Here is a 19294-nt window from a genome sequence, read left to right as displayed (position 1 = left end):
GCGCGATAGCACGGCTTGGCTGATCGCTCGGCATTTCGCTTGACCGACCTCTGTAACCGGTTACATCCGCGGTGCCCGATGCGCTAGCCGGCATGGGCTGGAGAGCCCTTGTGATCGATCGCCGTACCTTCGCCGCCTCCACCTTCATGGCGGTGGGAGGGTTGGCAGGCGGAGTCACGGCGCCCGCGGAGGCGCGCGATCGCCGCCGCGATTCCATGCGCGCACCCAAGCTGCCGGCCTTGTTCGACGATCTCGAGCAACGCACCTTCCGCTGGTTCTGGGAGACGGGCAATCCGGCGAACGGGCTGGTGCCCGACGCCTGGCCCAATCCCGAATTCTGCAGCGTCGCCGCGGTCGGCTTCGCGCTGACCGCCTATCCGATCGGGGTCGAGCGTGGTTGGATCGGCCGCGCCGCCGCGCGCGAGCGCACGCTGGCGACGCTGCGCTTCTTCGATCAGGCGCCGCAGGGCGATGGAACGTCCGGCGTCGTGGGTTTCCGCGGCTTCTTCTACCACTTCCTCCACATGGATAGCGGGCTGCGCTTCCGCGATGTTGAACTGTCGTCGGTCGACAGCACGATACTGTTCCTCGGCATGCTGTTCGCCGCCGAATATTATGATCAGGACCATCCCGACGAACGCGAGATCGGCCGGCTTGCCCGAGCGATCTATGCGCGGGCGGATTGGGAGTGGTTCCGGCGCGGGCAGGCGGTGCTGTCGATGGGCTGGCACCCCGGCGCCGGCTTCATCACGCGCAATTGGGACGGCTATAACGAGGGCATGATGGTCAATCTGCTCGCGCTGGGATCGCCCACGCACGCGGTTGGCCCCGATGCTTGGGCGGCGTGGTGTGGGCCCTACGCGAAGTGCTGGCGCGGCAGCGGCGCGACGCGGCGGCTCGCCTTTGCGCCGATGTTCGGCCACCAATACAGCCAGATGTGGATCGACTTTCGCGGCATCCGCGACGCCGCGATGCGCGCAGCGGGGATGGATTATTTCGAGAACAGCCGCCGCGCGACCTGGGCGCAACGGAATTATGCGATCCGCAACCCGATGGGTTGGGCGGGCTATTCGCGCGACATCTGGGGGCTGACCGCGTCCGCCGGCCCGGCCGACGTGCAATATGACGTCAACGGGCACATCACCTATTACCGCTCCTATTCGGCGCGGGGGCCGGTCGACGAGCCCGACGGTTTCGACGACGGCACGATCGCGCCGACCGCGGCGATCGGCTCGCTCGCCTTTGCGCCCGAGATTGTGGTGCCGGCGACGCTGGCGCTGCACAAGCAGCAGGGCGACCGGCTCTACGGCCGCTACGGCTTTTACGACGCGTTCAACCCGAGCTTTTGCACCCCTGAAAAGCCGATCCAACGCGGGGCGGTCGATCCGGTGCGGGGATGGGTGTCGGAGAACTATCTCGGGATCGACCAAGGACCGATCCTCGGCGCGATCGCGAATGCGCGCGACGGCATGATCTGGCGGCTGATGCGCCGCTCGGCGCCGATCCGGCTCGGGCTGCAGCGCGCGGGCTTCACCGGCGGCTGGCTCGCAGCGTAGCAGGCAGCGCCCCGGGTTTCCCCGGGGCGCTCGCCCTTAGAACGTGTACTTAGCGCCGATCTTGAAGTTGCGTCCCTGGCTCGCGACCGAGCCAGTGTCAGGATTGCGTGTCGGGCCAGCGCCGTTGAGCGTCTGCAAACCGCCGCCGAACGTCGAATAGTTGCGGTTGACGAAGTCGAACGCGTTGAGCGCCTGGAAATAGACGGTCAGCGCCTGGCCGTGCGCGTAGGGCATCTTGAACGTCTTCGCGATGTTGAAGTCGATGTTCTTGTAGCCGATTCCACCCGGCTGATAGATGCCGAAATTGGTCGTGTAGCAGCCGCCGCCGCCGGGCGCGGTGCTCGGGATGCCGCAAAGCGCACCGCCATAGGACGGGCCCGACGAGATCGTTGCAAAGCCCGTCGCGCGGATGTTGAGCGGCAGCTTGACGGTGCCGGTCGCGACGAAGCGCCAGCGCTCGAGCCCGCTCGAATCGCCATACCCCTGCGCGCCGATCGTTGGCGCGTCGAAGTTGAAAGGATCGCCGATCGAGGCGCCGTTGCGCGTGTCGTTCGAGCGCGAGCTCGAGATCGTCAGCGTCGTGCTGAAGCCCCAGCCCGACGCCTCGGTATAAGGCTTGTCGGCCTGGAGATAGACCGCGGCATAATGCGCCTTGCCGTCGCTGTTGCCGATGAAGACCGCGCCATAGCCGGGCAGCGGCGCGGTGTTGATCGCGGCGGTGCCGTAGAAGATCCCCGCGGCATAGGGCACGCCGTTATAAGAATAGACCGGGTTGCCGCCCGGGCTGTACGATCCGTCCGGATTGCGGTTGCCGATCACTTCCTGATAGATGTTGTGCGACTTGATATAGGCGAAAGTGATCGAGGTGTTGACCACGCCCAGGCGCTTCTTCACCGCGAAATTGACCTGATCCGAATAGGGCATCCGCGTCCGGTTGTTGAGCACATGGACCTCGCCGCCCTGCATCGCGGCGAGCGTGCGCAACTGGTCGACGTTGGTCGGGATCGTCGCTACGCAGCGCGCCGTTCCTAGCGTGCAATTCGGCGGCGTGTTGATCGTAACGACCGATTCATACTGGTTCTTGATGGTCTCGATCGCCGAATCGATGAACAGTGAGCGGTTATAATAGCGTCCGCCGCCGAGCACGAAAACGAGATCGCGATCGCCTTTCACATCATAGGAAATCCCGAAGCGCGGCTGGAACGCGCCGAGGAACGGCTTCCGGTTGTTGCCGGTCGAGATGTAATCTTCGGCGTTGATCCCCGCCGCCTTCCAGCCGGGATAGGCGCGAAGGGCGGTAGCGATCGCGGCCGGCGTGACATAGTTGTTGTTAACCGCGTTGGACTCATAGTCCCAGCGCAGGCCGCCGCTGATCAACCAGTGGTCGTTCGGCCGCCAATCGTCCTGGACGAAGCCGCCAATCTCGGTGTTGTTCGCGGTGACCGGCTTGACCGCCGCGGTGTTGATCGTCGCGGCATAGGGCGCGCCGGTGTTTGCATTGCCGAGGCCGACGAAGGTGTTGGCATCGTAGAAATAGGTGCCGGCGCTATTATTATCTTCGAGCCGCTGCAACTTGGTGAAGTTGACCTTCACGCCGGCCTTGATGGTGTGCGCCCCGCCGAAGAAGGTGACGTTGTCCTTAAACAGCGTCTGATATTGGTTGTCGTCCTGCGTAAAGTTGGTGCCGCCGAGGATTAACACCCTGGTATCGCCGATATTGGGCGCCCGCGCCGCAGCGCCCGTCGTCGCGCCGTTGTTGAAGGTTACGACGCTCGACGGGCCCGTGACGTTGGGGATCGCGCCGTTGGCGGCGGCGTCGCGCGCGAAAATGAATTCATTGAGCCAGCCTTCGCCACGATGGTTCCACGTCAGCTGATACCGGTGCTCGTCGTTGCGATTGTTGGTCGAAGCGTCGATCGTCGTCGCTCCGCCATTGATCTGGAGGTTCGATTCCTTGCGGATGAACGCGCTGACGTTGACCGTATCACGCGCGGTCGCGTAGAACGTCAGCTTCCCGAAATAGAGCTTCTCGTCGAAGGTCGCGGGGAAGCTCCCGTTATACTGTGATCTGGCGCTTTGCGCATAGGTCTGCGCGGCCGCTGGCAGCGCCGACAGGAACGTACCGTTATAGACGTTGATGTCGTTCGCGCCGAAGGTCTTACTCGTGCCTTCGAAATCGACGAAGAAGGTCAGCTTGTCCTTGATGATCGGGCCGCCGAGATTGGCGCCGTAATATTTGGTGTCGAAATCGGGTTTCGCTGCGTAGGGCGCGGTAACATTGTTGCGCTTGCCCGGGCGGTCGTCATAGTTCCGGCTGATGAACGCCTTGGGCTGCCATTCGCCGAAGATCTCGCCGTGGAAGGTGTTGCCGCCGGTCTTGGTGATCGACGAGATCACCGCCGAGCCGGCCTGCTCGAACTCGGCCTTGAAGTTCTGTGTCTGGACGTCGAACTGATCGACCGCCGACGCCGGGAACGGGTTGCCCGACGACAGATTCTGCCCAACCGTCCCGCCGTGGTTCACCAAGTTTTTGATGCTGATGCCGTCGATGAAGGTGTTGGTATTGTCCGAATTGATGCCACCCGCCTGAACCTGGCGCGCCTTGCCGCCGAGTGTCGGCGGCGAGACGGTGACGCCGGGCGCGAGCGCTGCGAAGTTGAGGAAGTTGCGGTCGCCATTGGGCAAATTCTCGAGCTGGAAGCGCGAGATATTGGCGCCGACAGTCGCGGTGCGCACGTCGCGCGCGCGCGATCCGGTGACGACAATATCGTTGCCACCGCCGGCAGCGGCCGGTGCGGGTGCGGCGAGATCGACGGTGACCGCCTGGCCAAGCGGCACGACGACTTCGGCCGAGCGACTGCCCGAGGCCACGCGATACGTGCTCGGCGGCAGGCCGACCAGAATATAGTCGCCCTTGGCGTCGGCCTTGACCGTTTCGACATGGCCGGTGCCGAGATCGGTAAGCGTGACGGTCGCGCCCGCGGTCGCACCGTCGATATGCCCGCGCACGGTCGATGTCGTCTGCGCCATCGCGGGCGCGCTGAGCAGCAGCGTCCCGGTGACGAGGGCGGTAGTCGCAAGCGCCACCTTCAGGCTCGCCTTGATCAGCGTGTTCATGTCGTCTCCCCTAATTCGAGGCGGATGCCAGCCTCGTCATGTTCTCGTTCGTCAGCGGATCGGCCACGTGCGCGGGGGCCGTCGGCAGCAGCGCGGGACGGAATGTCGCGCGACCCTGCGGGCCGAAACCCGTGCGATACACCCGTCTTTTCCTGCCCCAGCGCGGTGCTGGACGGAACCCCGAACCGGCCTCTGACGGGCCGGGTAACCGGTTCCAAGACTTGCCCAGTAACCGGTTTCATGCGCATTCGCCAAGCGGAAAATGCGTCGCGTCCGAGACGCCACGGCGATTCGCGACGGCACAGGAGAGGATGACCAGTGACGAGCCTTGTTTCGCGCCGCACGCTGCTCAAGGGCGCGTCCGTATCGGCGATATCGATCATGCTTTCGCCCGCGGTCGCGCGTGTCGGTCTTATGCGCGATGCGCGGATCGAGCGCCTGATCGCCGCGATGAGCCTCGAGGAGAAGGCCGGACAGCTCAGCATCTTCAGCGATCCCGCACGGATCGACGGGCCGCCGGTCAATCCCGGGCTCGTCGCGCAGAGCATGGATACAGTGAAGCGCGAGATCGCCGCGGGGCGGATGACAGGGCTGTACAACGGCATCGGCGTCGCCGCGGGGCGCGAACTCCAGCGTGTCGCGGTCGAGCAGGGGCCGCACAAGATCCCGCTGATCTTCGCGGGCGATGTGATCCACGGGATGAAAACGACGTTTCCCGTGCCGCTCGGCGAAGCGGCGAGTTTCGATCCCGAGCTCGCCCGGCGCACCGCGCGCGCGGCGGCGGTCGAGGCGAGCGCCAAGGGAATCCACTGGATCTTCGCGCCGATGGTCGACGTCGCGCGCGATCAGCGCTGGGGCCGCGTCGTCGAGGGCGCGGGCGAGGATAGCTGGCTCGGCGCGCAGTTCGCCGCGGCGCGCGTGCGCGGATTCCAGGGCGACGATTTGACGGCAGAGGATTGCGTGCTGGCCTGCCCGAAGCATTTCGCCGGCTACGGCGCGGTGCTGGGCGGCATGGACTACAACACCGCCGACATCCCCGAGACGACACTGCGCGAGACGCATCTGCCACCGTTCAAGGCCGCGTTCGACGCCGGCGCGCTGTTGACGATGGCGAGCTTCAACGACGTGGCCGGGGTGCCTTCGACCGGCAACCGCTATCTGCTCACCGACATATTGCGCGGCGAATGGGGATATAAGGGGCTGGTCGTGTCCGATTACACATCGGACGAAGAGATGATCCTCCACGGTTTCGCCGCCGATGGCGCCGATGCGGCGGCCAAGGCGATCAACGCGGGATGCGACATCTCGATGCAGAGCGGGCTGTACAACACGCATCTGCCCGCGCTGGTACGATCGGGAAAGGTCACGCTGGCGACGGTCGATACCGCGGTGCGGCGCGTGCTCCGCGTCAAGCAGGCGCTCGGGCTGTTCGACAATCCCTATCGATCGCTCGATCTCGCGCGCGAGCAGCGCGACGTGCGCCTGCCGCAGGCGATCGTGCTGGCGCGCGAGGCGGCTGGCAAGTCGATCGTTCTGCTCAAGAACAAGGGGGATCTGCTACCGCTGGCGACGTCGGCGAAGATCGCGCTGATCGGTCCCTGCGTGTCCGACAGGGGCGACATGCCTGGGCCCTGGGCGAGTTTTCCCGATTTCGCGTCGTGCGTCACACCGGAAGAGGGGTTTCGCGCGGCACTGGCGCCGGGGGCAACGCTGCGCGTGGCGCGCGGCGCCGATTACGAGGCGCCGCTCGCGGGCGGGATCGAGGAGGCGGTCGCGGCCGCGAAGGCGTCGGACGTGGTCGTGCTGGTGATCGGCGAGAGTGCGCGCATGTCGGGCGAGGCGCAGGCGCGGGTCGAGGTGACGATCCCCGAGCCGCAACGCGTGCTGGCAGAAGCGGTAGCCGCAACTGGCAAACCCGTCATCGTGCTGCTGCGGCATGGCCGCGCCCTCGCGCTGAGCGGCGCGGTGCGCGCGGCGCCGGCGATCCTGGCGACCTGGTTCCTCGGATCCGAAACGGGCCATGCGATGGCCGATATCGTGTTCGGCGCCGTCGCGCCGCAGGGCCGCCTGCCGGTTAGCTTCCCGCAGGCATCGGGGCAGGAGCCCTTCTTCTACGACCATCGCACCACCGGCCGCCCGCAACTCGGCGCGGATCCGACATGGAAAGCGCGCTACCGCGACGTGACGAACGCAGCGCTCTACCCGTTCGGGCACGGATTGGGCTACGCGACCGCCCGCTATTCCAGCACCTCGGTTAGCGCGACGACCCTTGCCGGCGACGGCGCGATCATCGTCTCGGCGACGATCACCAACACGGGCAAACGGCGACTGCACGAGGTGGCGCAGCTGTATATCCACGACAAGGTCGCAAAGCCTTACCCAGCCGGTCCGCGCGCTGAAGGGCATTCGCCATCTCGACCTCGACCCCGGGCAAAGTGCGCGCGTGGCGTTCAGGCTGACGCGGGCGGATTTGGCCTTTGTCCATCGCGACTATCGCCGCTTCGCCGAGCCGGGGGCATTCGATGTCTGGGTCGCGCCGTCCTCGATCGCGGGCGTGCCAGCCTCAATCGTAGTGGTATAGGCGGTTGCGCGGGTGCTGTCAGTCTAACGCGGAACGGGCTAGGGGGCAGGGCTCTCGATTTGCGGCTCGTTTGGCCACGATAGCGAGCGCCTCGTTGGTCTGACAGAGCCGTCAGGACGGTTGCGGCGAGGTCGTCGGGCGTGACGACTGGTTCGGATTGATGATCGAAGCGAGCCATGCCCGCACTAGAACAAATAAAGAACAATCTCTCAAGTCGATCCGCTGCGGCGCGATCAACTGACCGTAGATCTAACTGATATTCCGCCGACCGCTTCGCGGCCGGTACGACCCGATTGCGATCGTTCGGGCCGTGCGATCCGCATTCCCTCTTCGGACGCTTGTTCAATTGGTTGGGCAGGATCGTAACCGAGCGTAGCCACTTGGGCGGTGCCGCACAGCACCGCCCTCGGGAACGTCGTGTCCCGGCTTAGAAATGCACCGCCGCGCCGAAGCGGAGATACGTCCCAATTATGCCCTGAAAGTAGGTCGCTGTCCCACCTGACGCCGGATAGGGAAAGGGTGCCTTTGCGTTGAACAGATTGTCGACGTCGGCATTGATCGAGAACTGCTTGTTCACTTCATAGCGTAGCGAGAGGTTTACATAGGTGAAGGCACCGACCTTCGGCACCGAGTAGAAATTATAAGCGGTATCAGGATCGACCCGCGCCGACCCGATATAGTTGACCTGCACCTGCCCAAAGAAACCGCCAATGTCATAACGAACCGTGGCAATCCCCTTGTGCCGCGAATAGCCGACCGAATTTCCGGTGTTGGTTGGCGCCGAACCAGCGGTCGCCGCGGTCGAGAGCGTGTCGAGATACTGATAATTGACCGAGAAGCCGATATGGCTCCCCGCGCCGAGGAAATCCGAGCGGGTACGATATTCCACCTCGGCCAGAATACCCTTGTAGCGAAGTTGCGCGGAGTTGAAGTAGGAAGAACCAACCTGCTTGAGCTGAGCATAGCCGCTCGACGCCGGCGCGGCAGAAAAATCGCGCGTTACGAGCGAGCAGAATTGATTCGCCGGGAACGTCGCGGCATCATAGCAGGCAGCGACGACTTGCGAGTTGGAATACTGGCTGATCGCATTCTGCAGCTTGATGTCGATATAATCGATCGTCGCGCTGAAGCCCTTGAGAAAACGTGGAGTCACCACCGCGCCGACCGTGAAATTATCCGATTTTTCATTCTGGAGCTTGGGGTTACCGAACACGTAGGTGAAGAACGAGCGCTGGTTCGAAAGCGAGGTGAAATTGGCCGGGACGCCTGCCGCAGCGCAGTTCGCCGCACGCGTCGCAGGGGCTGGCCCCTGGTTGCGCAAGGACTGGTCGCACACGTCGGTTGCAAAACCAAAGGAGCTCGAGGTTGGATTGAACGCTTCGGTGATTGAGGGCGCGCGGACCGCGCGGGTATAGGCCCCCCGAAACGCGATATCTGGAAGCGGGGCATACCGACCTTGGACGGTATAGGTCGGATCGTTCCCGGCGATCGAATTCCAGATATAGCGACCGGCGGTCTGGATCGACAGTTGATGGACAAAAGGCACGGCGTTCGACGGCGAGATCAGATCGGCGTTGAGTTCGCCAAAAATCTCGTTGGTGTGATATGCCCCATAGACCGGCTGGATCGGCACCGAGCGGCCGTAGAACAGGTCGATCGGATCGCCATTCTGGTCGAAATCGCCGGGATAAAGGTCGGTCGTGGCGCCCTGATAGAAAGCGCCGGGTTTAAACCGCGAGTTTTCCGCGCGATGCTCGTACCCCAGCGCAAAAGCCAAATCCCCGCCCGGGAGCTTGAGCAGCGGGCCCGCGATCGATATCACGCCGTCATACTGGTTGTTGATGTTTTCCGGCGTTGCAATGGTGGTGATATAATCCTTTGCGGCCTGCGAGACCTGGCCGCCAAACGGATTGATCGGGGCACAGGTCGCGCTGACGGTTGCGATCGGCGAGTTGACAGCACCCGGCGCGCACGTGATCTGCCCACCTGACGATACCGCGTTGATCGCGTTGAGGAAGTTTTGCTCGTTGAGCTCGGGATTGCGGCTAGTCACATGCGACCGGCCGTAATTGATATACCCCTCGAAGCGCCACGGCCGCGCCTGCAAGATCGTCACCTCTCCATCGAAACCCGCGACTCCGCGAACGACTTCCGATTTGCCGGTGGACACGCCAGACGACAGATCGACGTTAGCCCGGCCAAGGTAGAAATAATTCTGCGTCGGGCTGTCACTGAACGGGTTGGTCTGGATCGAATTGATGATCGCGGTACGCGCCGAAGGGGTGAGGTAAGGGTTGTTGATCGAGACGATCAGATTCCCGTCGCGCGAACCGCCGCCAGCGAAAAGCGCAGAATTGTAGACAGGCTGACTGGCAAGGTTGCGGCCCTGACTGACGCTGTACCAGCCTTCGGCAAAGAAACGCAGATTGCTCGAGATGTCGTACGAAAATTCCGCATTGGCACTGTAGCGCTTGATATCGGTGACCAGATTCTCGACGTCACGCAACGAAAAGCCGTTACCGCCCGAACTGAAGATCGAGGTGCCGCCCGAACCCACGACCGTACCAAAATCGATCGGGACGAGATTGCCCTGCTGGTCGAACTTCAGCTGCTGGCCCGCAGCGTTAGTGATGCCGACATTGAGGTTTGGCGCGCCGATATAGGCAGACGATTGTGCGCCCGGAGCCGTGCTGATGAAATCGGTGACGAGCGGGATGCCATAAGGCGAAATTGAGGGGATGCGCTCGTTCGCATAGATGGGCTGTGGGCCCGACCCCGAGGGCGCGACGTCAAACCGGTCGTCCGATGCGGTCTGCGCTCGGTCGGTGAACAGCAACCCCTTTGACACGTTATATTCGCCCGACACGGTGATGTTTCCGCGCCCCTCGGCGAAATTCTTGCCGGCCAGGAAACGAATGCGATTGTCGGGCGCGTCCCCTCTCGACGAAATGCCCGTTTGCCCGTCGATGTCGAAGCCTTGGTAGTTCCGCTTTAGAATGATGTTGATCGTGCCTGCTATGGCATCCGAGCCGTAGATCGGCGCGCCGATCGCAGCGACCGTCTCGACCTTATCGATGAGCTTGGTCGGGATCACGTTGAGGTCGACCTGGTTTCCACCCGAGCCGGTCGGACCGAAGATCGAGGACGTATTACCCGACACGAAGCGGCGGCCGTTAACGAGCGTGAGCGTACGCTGTGATCCCAACCCGAGAAAATTGACGAAGCTCTGTCCTGCCCCGAAGCCTGATTGGTTGAATCCGACAGGGGATGCGCCCGGCACGCCAAATGCTGGTTGCTCATTCAGCGCCTGTGCCACGGTCTGATACCCGCGCGCATCGAGGTCCTGCGACGTGATGGTCTGCAACGGCGAAGCGGTTTCGGTGCCGCGCCGCGCTATGCGCGACCCGGTGACGACGATCTCACGGTCGGTGTCAGAATCAGGGGCCGTATCGGACGACACCACCGGAGCCGGCGCAGTTTGGGCAAACGCGGGCGCCCCGACATACGATAGAGCGATAAGGGACGCGGACAAGGCAAGCTTAGCCCGCCCCTGCGAGGCACCTGGAAACATAAAAATCCCCTTGTTTATCAGTTCGACTTTATGTGCGGCCCTTTTTAGAGCTCGCCTCATTCTCCCGCCTATCCGCTCTTTTGCAACACCACTGACACATATGAACTCGAATTTAGTTTTTTATTTGTATCGGGGATTCGGTCTTGGTGTTGCGCAAACATCGAGTAGATTTGACTTTGGGCACCATCGCCTTATTTTCGTTTTTTTATCATATACTTAAGCAGATCGACAAGCGCTCGCGCATCATATGACTTCGGTCGCATTAGCGCGGAGAAGAGCTTCCATTTCGGCAATCCGACCAGAGCGAGGGATTTGAAAGATGTTGCCCTCCGGCGAAAAGACCGGGGTGTACGTCTGAGATCGCGCGTTGTTTTGAGCCAGTTCCTGGCGGCGGCGATATGAGATCATGCTAAGGAAGCTTTCGGCGAGTTGGTCGTAGCCGATGGCGATGGCAGGGTTGATTTTGGGGCGGCCGAAGAATCGTTCGATATGATTGCGTTTCTTATAGAGCGACCGGTCGTGTTCGATCTTGATCCGACGGTTTGACTGGCCCGGGATGACGGGCTGGATGGTGCGGCGCGCAAGGTCGGCTCGGATGGCGTCGGCGTCATATCCCTTGTCCGCCAGGAGCGCTTTTGGCGCCTTCTCCGGCATGGCGATCAGCGTTTCATCGGCCTTGCAACCGGCCGCTTGCCGACCGGCAGGTGGAAGGCGAGTGGTCGTCCTCGGGCATCTGCCAGACAGTGAAACTTACTGGTGAACCCGCCCCGCGAGCGACCAAGAGCGCTTCGATGAGCTTCCTTTTCCGCTTGCTGCCGAGACGTGGGAACGAACGTGGTGCTATTGATACGGTAATCGCCGCTGTCGGCCATCATCTCGGCCAGCGTGACCGATACGGCCTCCCAGACCCGGCCTCGCTCCAGCGCCAAAACCGCCGGTAGATCGTGTTCCAGTTGCCGGGTTTGGGGGCCACGTCGTGCCACGTCGTGCCGCAACGCAGCCGCCAGAGGATGCCTGTGATGATTGAACGGTTCTCTTCGGGCGGTCGCCAGGGGCCGCTGGCGCTTCGGACGATCATCAAAGCGGTGGCGCATACCTCGCCCAAATTGGCGATGGTTCAAGGTCTGCGAGGCTGTAGTAGTCGGATAGGCTGTTGATCTAAACCGGCTCAGTATTGGAGCGTGACATGAAGACGCACAACATTCTTGGCTGGGGCGCTCTTGGGCTTGGCCTTGCAACGCTCGTGACCGGAGGGTTGGGCTTGTACGAACGAAATCTCGAACAGCCTGATTATACAATCGTCGAGAAAGACGGTGCGTTCGAGCTGCGGGATTATGCCGCCATCCTCGTGGTGGAAACCGCCGTCCTCGCCGAGCGGAGCGTCGCGCTCAAAGCGGGATTTCAACGGCTGGCGAAGTATATCTTTGGCAACAAGCGCGAAAAGATCGCAATGACCGCGCCAGTGTTATCGGACCGCGCGATGGATGCCTGGCGCACGCGCTTCGTGATGCCTGCGCGCTTCACCGCAGCGACGTTGCCCGATATGCCCGACGGCGTCACCGCTGCAGAACTTCCCGCGCGCCGGATGGCGGTTGTCCGCTTCGCCGGCCTCGGCCGTGACACAAGGTTAGCCGAACAGGAGATGCGCCTGCGAGAGTGGTTATCAGCGCGGGACCTCGAAGCGACCGGCGATGTTGTGATTGCCTTCTACAACTCGCCGTTCGTAGCGCCGCCGTTTCGGCGCAACGAGGTGATGATCGCGGTAGGCTAACGGCCGGGTTGGTGTAGCTAACCGCTGTGGTGTAACCCGCCTCAAACTGTGCTTTTCCGTCGTAGTCGGGCCTTGCGGAAAAGCGGTCGTTCGCCCGGAGCAGGGATCGGGCTCCTATGCTTCCCTACACAAATGAAAAAGAGGCGCTAACCTGCCGCTGACCAACCGGACCGCCCAACCTGCCCGGCATAGGCAAAGCAAGCTAACCTATGTTCTCCGCGACATCACCGGGGGGGTGGTTTTTGGAAGCGGCGTCTTCTTCCAATGGATCGAGGGCACGCCCGCTGAGGTCGAAACCAAGACAGTTAGCCTTCATAGCGATCCGCGCCATCACGACAGCGTCGCACTGGACCGGTGTGTCGAAAGGCGCGCGCGTCTGTATCCGAATTGGCAGATGGAGTTGGTCGGAGCCGACAATATGCCTGCGGTGCTGCGGGCCGCGCTTGAGGATGCCGAAAATGAAAACAGCATTGCGGCGCTAAGGCGTATTCTCGCGCACCTCGCTTCGGGGCCTCTGGATACACTTGGGCGAACTTAACTCAGTCAGCTAATGGAGGCCTCGAACCCAATCCCCAGAGGGCCGCACCGGCAGAAGGGCTAAAGGGCACCTCTGATAAAGTGCTGCTCGCTCTCAGCTGCAGACTTTGCTTTGACCGAAACAGACGGCTCGCAATTGCCCGGAGAGGTCATCGCCAAGTCATCCGCGAAACGGTTGCGACGGGGCTGGTTGCGGACAAACCGGTCCTGGTCGGCGAATTTTGGAATAGCTGCGGTCCGTTGACCAAGTCGTAAAAATTAAACGACTCAATTCTATCCAATCGCACGACCCATCGCGGTCGAAGCAAGCACGTTCGACGCGCGCAAAAAGTACCGATGAAACGACCGAGATCACATGTTTTCGAAGATTAATTAGCGGCCGGCATGACCCAGGCTCGGACGTTCGAGCGCTCTTCCCCCGTCTCGACTTCGGTCGTTCGTTGATCTCGTTAAGTCGACTTCGTCAGAAAGCCGGCGTTCATCAGAGTGCAGATCGACCGGCAGCTTGTCGTCGCTGCGAAAAGGGATCGAAAAAACGCTAAGGATCACTTGCGAGTCGCGGCACCCGACCATCCGCTATACGCGTTCGATCGAGTCGTGAATTGGCAGTAGCGCGGCACCGAGAGCGGAACCCGCGCCACCTAGCTGCGATACATCGATGTCGTACCGCCCCTTGTCGCTGTCCGCGATATGATCGCCCCAGGTGATCGCTTGGCGGTTCAGGCGGTCGGCCAGACCATGCATAATCGTCGCCGGCAACGGACTCGTAAGTCGGATCGCGCCCGGGTCGAACCATGCCAGCGCCGAGTTGATGGTTTGCAGTAGCTGATTGGCCGCGCGATCCATCCACTGGTCGACAACCGACTCAAATCCAGCGATCACCTCTGCGAAATTGGCCAGCGATTCGACGGCGCAGCCTGCCGCCTGCAGTGTCGCGATGAGGTCCAGCGTCGTCGGACGCGGCTGGTTGCCCGGATAGAACATGCCGATCTCCCCGGCGCCACCTGACTCGCCGCGCATTAGCTTGCCTTCATGAACGATACCCGCTCCGACGCCATGGCCGAGCAGGATCACTACCGCGGTTGTGCAGCGGCGGATCAGCCCGCCCAGATAATATTCGGCGAGCGCCGCCGCCGCCGCATCATTCTCTATCCAGACCGGCAGCCGGAGTGCTTCTGCGAAAATCTCACGGAGCGGCGCGTCCTTCCAACCCGGCAGGTTGCGAACAATGTGCCAACGGTTGCCGTCACGCGACAGGGACGGACCGGGCACGCTGAAGCCGACACCGTAGAGCCGACTGCCCAGTAGGCGATGCTTGATCGCCAACTCCTGAATGCGGCGATCGACATGACGTGCGAAAAGGTGCGGATCGACGGGATCAATATTCTCTGAGGTGAGCGACACAACACCCCCGGCATAATCGACCAGCGCAATTTCGAGCAACCCGGCATAGATCGCCAGCCCGACGGCATAGCCACCGGCCGGCGAGATGCGCAGCGGCACAGTCGGGCGGCCCCGTCCGGCTAGCGCCTCGGCCGGGAGTTCTTCGATCAACGCCTGCCCGATCAGTGCCTTTGTCAGCTTGGAAATGGCGCTGTTGCTGATCTGCAGGGTCTCCGCGAGCGCAGAGCGCGACTGCGGTCCGACTGTGCGCAGTTGCCAGAGCAGCCGCCTTTCCTCGTCGAGCAGCGTGAAGGGCCGATGTCTCATCTCCGATAGTTTGTATCAGCCGGACAGGCTGTATGCGATTAATTTTCTCAGAAATAATTAATTCTGTCATCAGCTCCGCACATCGCCCCCCAGAGATTGAAAAATCACGGGGGAAACCACACATGAAGAAGCAAGATTTCGCTGTTAGTTGCGCGGTACTCGCGCTTAGCGTGCTGTCCACGCCAGCCTTTGCGCAGACCACAGCCACGCCGGCTGCCGAGCCGACACAACTCGCTGAAGGCGCGGGTGAGGACATCATCGTCACCGGTTCGGCACGCGCGCAGCGCCGCTTCGATGTCTCGTATGCGGTCAATTCGCTCAGCCAGACCGATGTCGAGAAAATCGCACCGAAAAGCTTCGCCGACCTACTCGGCACCATTCCCGGCATCCAGGTGGAGGCAACCGGCGGTGAGGTGCAGAACATCACTCGCGTGCGCGGCATTCCCAGCGATCGCGGCTATCTGATCTTCCAGCAGGACGGGCTGCCGCTCTACCACGAGATCGACGGCGTCTTCTTCAACTCCGGCGAAGGCATGAACCGCTACGACCTGATGACCGAACGGGTCGAGATCGTGCGCGGCGGCCCGGCGCCGATCTATGCCAGCAGTGCGGCGGCAATCGCCAATAACATCACCGTGTCGGGTGGCCCCCAGTCGCGCGGCAAGGCGCAGATTACGCTGGGCAACACCGGCCTTTACCGGCTCGACGCGATGCAGTCCGGCCCGATCAGCGACAACACCTATTTCGCGATCGGCGGCTTTATCCGCCAGCATGACGGCTATCGCTATGGCGGCTTCCCGAGCGACAAGGGCGGCCAGATCCGCGCCAACCTCAAGCGCGAGCTGAGCAACGGCTTCGTGAAGATCTCGGCCGAATATGTGAACGACCACAACGTCTTCTACCTGCCGATCCCGACCAACGATCCGCGCAACCCGGCCGTCTCGCTCAACAACTATATCGATTATTTCACCGGTACGCTGAACTCGCCGTCGCTGCGCAACGTCAACATCAAGTATCGCGACGGTGCCGGCGCGCTCCAGAGCATGAGCCGTGACCTGTCGAACGGCCGCCACATGCGCTTCTTCAATGCAGCGCTGGACTATGAGGCGAACTTCGGTAGCTGGAATGTCTCGGCCAAGGTCGGCGGCACTAAGGGCAAGTCGAGTTTCGACGCATTCTATTCGACCACCAACCCGGCCGACGCGAACACCTTCGCAGCCAGCTACCTGACCGCCGCCCGCACCGCCTTCGGCCCCAATGTCGCACGGCTCGGCTATGCGTTCGCGGGTACCAGCGGCACGTCGGTGTATGATCCCGCGACCGCGTCGGGCCTCGTCATGTCGGGCCAGTATCGCGCTTCGGAATCGGATTTCTACTCAGTGCAGGGCGATCTCAGCGTCACCCGCAAGTTCGAGACCGCGATCGGCACTCACGACGTGCGAGCGGGCGTCTACAGCGCCTTCTATGGCAACACGCTGCGCCAGGCCTATCAGGACATGCTGATCGAAGTGCGCAGCCAGCCGCGTACGCTCGACCTGCTCGCTTATGCGGCCACCGGGCAGGTGCTGGGCTCGGTCACCCAGAACGGCGTGCTGCGCTACACCACCACGCTCAACCAGGGCGCTGGCGACGCACAAATGATCGCCGTCTACGCCAACGACACCTGGGAAATCGCCCGCGGCCTGCGCGTCGACGCCGGTATCCGCACCGAGAAGTACAGCTATAAGGGAATCGCGCTGCCGACGACGCAGGTCAATCTCGGCGACGCGACGACGCTGGCCGACGACACTACCAGAGCCTTCACCGGTCAGGTGCTCGACCAGCGCCTTAAGCCCAGCGCGACCAACTGGACCGTCGGCGTCAATTACGACCTCAACGGCCATCTCGGCGCCTATGGCCGCATCTCGAACCTCGAAGTGCCGCCTCAGCTGGGCGCGGTGACGGGGATCAACGCGACGATCATCAAGACCAAGGCTCGCCAATATGAAGTCGGCCTGAAGGCGAGCTTCGGCCCCAACTATCTCTATGCCACCGGCTTCTATACCAAGTTCAATCCCTTCAACGCCTCGTTCGCGGCGTTCAACCCGCTGACCGGCCGCAACGACCAGACGCTTCCATTTATCGGCGAAGCCTCCGTAAAGGGTGTTGAATTGGACGGCCGCGTCTCGCCGATCCGCTGGTTCTCGCTCAACGGATCGGTGACTTGGCAGAACCCGGAATATGCCAATCTCCAGAACAATTCGGGCGCCGATCCCAGCGCGGTGAATGGCAACCAGATCATCCGCGAGGCGAAGTTCTTCGGCAATCTGCGGCCGAGCGTCGATATTGATCTTGGCGAGCAGAAGCTCTCGGTCTTCGGGCGCTTCGAATGGGTCGGAAAGCGCTATGTCGACCTGTTCAACCGCACCGCGATGCCGGGCTATCAGACGATCGGCGGCGGCGTCTTGCTCGATAGGGGCGCGTGGCACGTCCAAGTGGTCGGAGACAATCTGTTCAACGCGCACGGCCTGACCGAGGGCAATACGCGTACCGACCAATTTGCTGGCCAGGGCACTGCGCAGGCGATCTATGGCCGCCCGCTGTTTGGTCGGAACTTCCGCTTCATCCTCAGCCGCAGCTGGTGATGCGCGCCCTGCTCTCCGCCGCCGTGCTGGCGGTAACGGTACTGGCGTTCCCGGCTTCAGCCGGGGACGTTGGCGACGGCGCCTTGGCGGCGCTGTCGGCACGGCTCTTTCCCCTGCTCGATGCCGCCGGACGCAATCCGGCGGCGCTCGACCGAATCGCCGGCGCACCCGGCATGCTGAGCGTGTCGCGCGCGCGGCGGGAGCGGCGCGTGGCCTGCGGTCAGGATCTTGCCTGCCGGGCGAAGGCGCTGCTGTGGAGCGATAGCGAGAGCGAAGCGGTGCGCCGCGCGCTGGTCGCGCAGAAAGGCTTACCCGCACCGGACGACGGCGTTGCCGCGCAGGTGGATCGCGAGATCGCCGGCATCAACGGCATCGTCCGGGTCTATGCCCTGGGCGCCACGCCCACTACCGCGATCGATGGCCCCGGGACGCTGTCGCCGCGGGACCTTCGCACGCGTCTGCAGGCCGCCGACTGGCTCGCCGAGACGCCCCGCGCCCGATCGGCGCAGCGGCTCGATCCCAGCCTCGACTATGCGGCGGCCCTGCTCGACCTCAGCGACCGTACCGATGCGATCGGCCATGAGCCGCTGACCGGCGGCGTCAATGCCGCAGCGATGGACCGGGCGAAGACGCTCGACTGGAAGCGCTATCGCTACAGCGCGATGATCGTGACCGGAGTCGGCCCGGAAATCGAAGGAGAGCCGCTCAGCCCGTTCGGCAAATACCATCTCCGCCTCGCCGCGATCCGATTCGCGGCAGGCGACATCGCTTTCATTCTCGTGACCGGAGGCCGGGCGCATCCGCGCGCGACGCCGTTCACCGAGGCGGACGAGATGCGCAAGGCGCTGATCGAGCGCTACGGCATTCCGCCCGAAGCGATCGTCAGCGAGCCCTATGCCCGCCACACTACCACCAACCTGCGCAACGCTAGCCGCCTGCTCTTGGCGATGGGAGCGCCGATGGCAGCGGAGACGGTGATCGTCTGCAACCCGCTGCAGAGCGCCTATATCGAAAGCGCGACGTTCACCGATCGCAACGCCGCCGAACTCGGCTACCAGCCCGGCACAGTCGTCCGCCGGGTCTCGCGGACCGAGCTGGTGTTCCGCCCGTCGCGGGCCTCCGAGCGCGTCGATCCGCGCGATCCCCTCGACCCCTGAAAGGAACTACCATGCGCCGCTTCGCTCTGGCCGCCGCCCTCACCTTGTGCCCCGCCGCCGCCTACGCCTGGGGCGGGACGGCGCATGCGGTGATCGATCGCGCGGCGATCCAGACCGTTCCCGATGACGGCCCCATCTTCCTGCGCCGCTATGCCGAGTATATCGCCGCTTCGGCGTCGCTGCCGGACAGCTGGCGCGGAGAGTCGGAAGGCTTCTCGAAGATCGAGGAAGATCCCAACCATGGCTGGTTCCGCGAGCAATTCGCCTTCCTGACGCCGGTCCCGCGTTCGCGCTATGCCTTCATCCTCGCGCTCAAAAAATACTATGAAGTGATCAAGGGCAGCGAACCGGCGACCGCCGCCCGCACCAATGTCCGCTGGACCGGCACGCTGCCCTATGCCGCGATGGAGGCCTATGACCGGCTGATCGTCTGCATGCGCTATGTCCGCAAGGCGCAAGCGAGCGGTGGCGACGTATCCGTGCCGGAACAGCATTGCGCGTTCCAGGTGATCCGGCTCGGCCATTATATCGGCGATGGATCGCAGCCGCTGCACGATTCCGTCAACTCGGACGGTTGGCTTGGGCCCAACCCCAACGGATACACGCGCGACCGGACCATCCATAGCCGCTTCGAGACGCGCTTCGTCGATGGCATGCAACTCGCCGTGGC

At 62.9% G+C, this 19294-nt stretch carries 10 protein-coding genes and 1 pseudogene; 6 read left to right on the top strand and 5 right to left on the bottom strand.

All coding sequences use genetic code 11. From position 1 onward, the window contains the following. Positions 1-110 precede the first annotated feature (110 nt). Positions 111-1556 carry a glucoamylase family protein gene (locus E2E30_RS08525; RefSeq protein ID WP_133189028.1) on the top strand — a complete coding sequence of 482 codons (1446 nt, stop codon included), beginning with the start codon at positions 111-113 and terminating at the stop codon, positions 1554-1556. Positions 1557-1592: 36 nt separating this feature from the next. Here the strand turns inward: E2E30_RS08525 and E2E30_RS08520 are convergent, their stop codons facing one another. Further along, complete coding sequence (locus E2E30_RS08520; RefSeq protein ID WP_133189026.1) at positions 1593-4673, bottom strand: TonB-dependent receptor; 3081 nt, start codon at positions 4671-4673, stop codon at positions 1593-1595. Between the two features lie 381 nt (positions 4674-5054). On the opposite strand from E2E30_RS08520, the pseudogene E2E30_RS08515 reads away from it, so the two are divergent. Continuing rightward, a pseudogene (locus E2E30_RS08515) lies at positions 5055-7254 on the top strand (glycoside hydrolase family 3 N-terminal domain-containing protein). A 427-nt stretch (positions 7255-7681) separates the two neighbouring features. On the opposite strand, the gene E2E30_RS08510 reads toward E2E30_RS08515, so the two are convergent. The 3 genes from E2E30_RS08510 to E2E30_RS21225 all read right to left on the bottom strand — a co-directional run bounded on the left by E2E30_RS08510 (position 7682) and on the right by E2E30_RS21225 (position 11903). Next, complete coding sequence (locus E2E30_RS08510) at positions 7682-10714, bottom strand: TonB-dependent receptor domain-containing protein (protein ID WP_165954478.1); 3033 nt, start codon at positions 10712-10714, stop codon at positions 7682-7684. Positions 10715-11068: 354 nt separating this feature from the next. Continuing rightward, positions 11069-11479 carry a transposase gene (locus tag E2E30_RS20915; RefSeq protein WP_133189022.1) on the bottom strand — a complete coding sequence of 137 codons (411 nt, stop codon included), beginning with the start codon at positions 11477-11479 and terminating at the stop codon, positions 11069-11071. A gap of 217 nt (positions 11480-11696) precedes the next feature. Continuing rightward, a complete protein-coding gene (locus E2E30_RS21225; protein WP_133189020.1) occupies positions 11697-11903 on the bottom strand; it encodes a transposase in 207 nt (68 codons plus the stop codon). A gap of 108 nt (positions 11904-12011) precedes the next feature. On the opposite strand from E2E30_RS21225, the gene E2E30_RS08495 reads away from it, so the two are divergent. Further along, positions 12012-12596 carry an SOUL family heme-binding protein gene (locus E2E30_RS08495; RefSeq protein ID WP_133189018.1) on the top strand — a complete coding sequence of 195 codons (585 nt, stop codon included), beginning with the start codon at positions 12012-12014 and terminating at the stop codon, positions 12594-12596. 151 nt (positions 12597-12747) lie between these two features. Continuing rightward, positions 12748-13134, top strand: a complete 387-nt coding sequence (locus E2E30_RS21220) for a BLUF domain-containing protein (protein WP_133189016.1) — start codon at positions 12748-12750, stop codon at positions 13132-13134. A gap of 575 nt (positions 13135-13709) precedes the next feature. Here the strand turns inward: E2E30_RS21220 and E2E30_RS08485 are convergent. After that, complete coding sequence (locus tag E2E30_RS08485) at positions 13710-14843, bottom strand: ROK family transcriptional regulator (protein WP_133189014.1); 1134 nt, start codon at positions 14841-14843, stop codon at positions 13710-13712. Between the two features lie 122 nt (positions 14844-14965). On the opposite strand from E2E30_RS08485, the gene E2E30_RS08480 reads away from it, so the two are divergent. Beyond that, the gene (locus E2E30_RS08480; RefSeq protein ID WP_133189012.1) at positions 14966-17467 is read left to right on the top strand and encodes a TonB-dependent receptor; all 2502 of its coding nucleotides are present in this window, start codon (positions 14966-14968) and stop codon (positions 17465-17467) included. Further along, the gene (locus E2E30_RS08475) at positions 17467-18624 is read left to right on the top strand and encodes a YdcF family protein (RefSeq protein ID WP_133189010.1); all 1158 of its coding nucleotides are present in this window, start codon (positions 17467-17469) and stop codon (positions 18622-18624) included. Before E2E30_RS08480 ends, E2E30_RS08475 begins: the two co-directional genes overlap by 1 nt. Positions 18625-19294 lie beyond the last annotated feature (670 nt).

Origin of the sequence: Sphingomonas sp. AAP5 (genome assembly GCF_004354345.1) — a bacterium.
Taxonomy (GTDB): Bacteria; Pseudomonadota; Alphaproteobacteria; order Sphingomonadales; family Sphingomonadaceae; genus Sphingomonas; species Sphingomonas glacialis.
The sequence above is the reverse complement of the archived record's forward strand: the minus strand, read 5'-3'. Positions and strand labels throughout refer to the sequence as shown.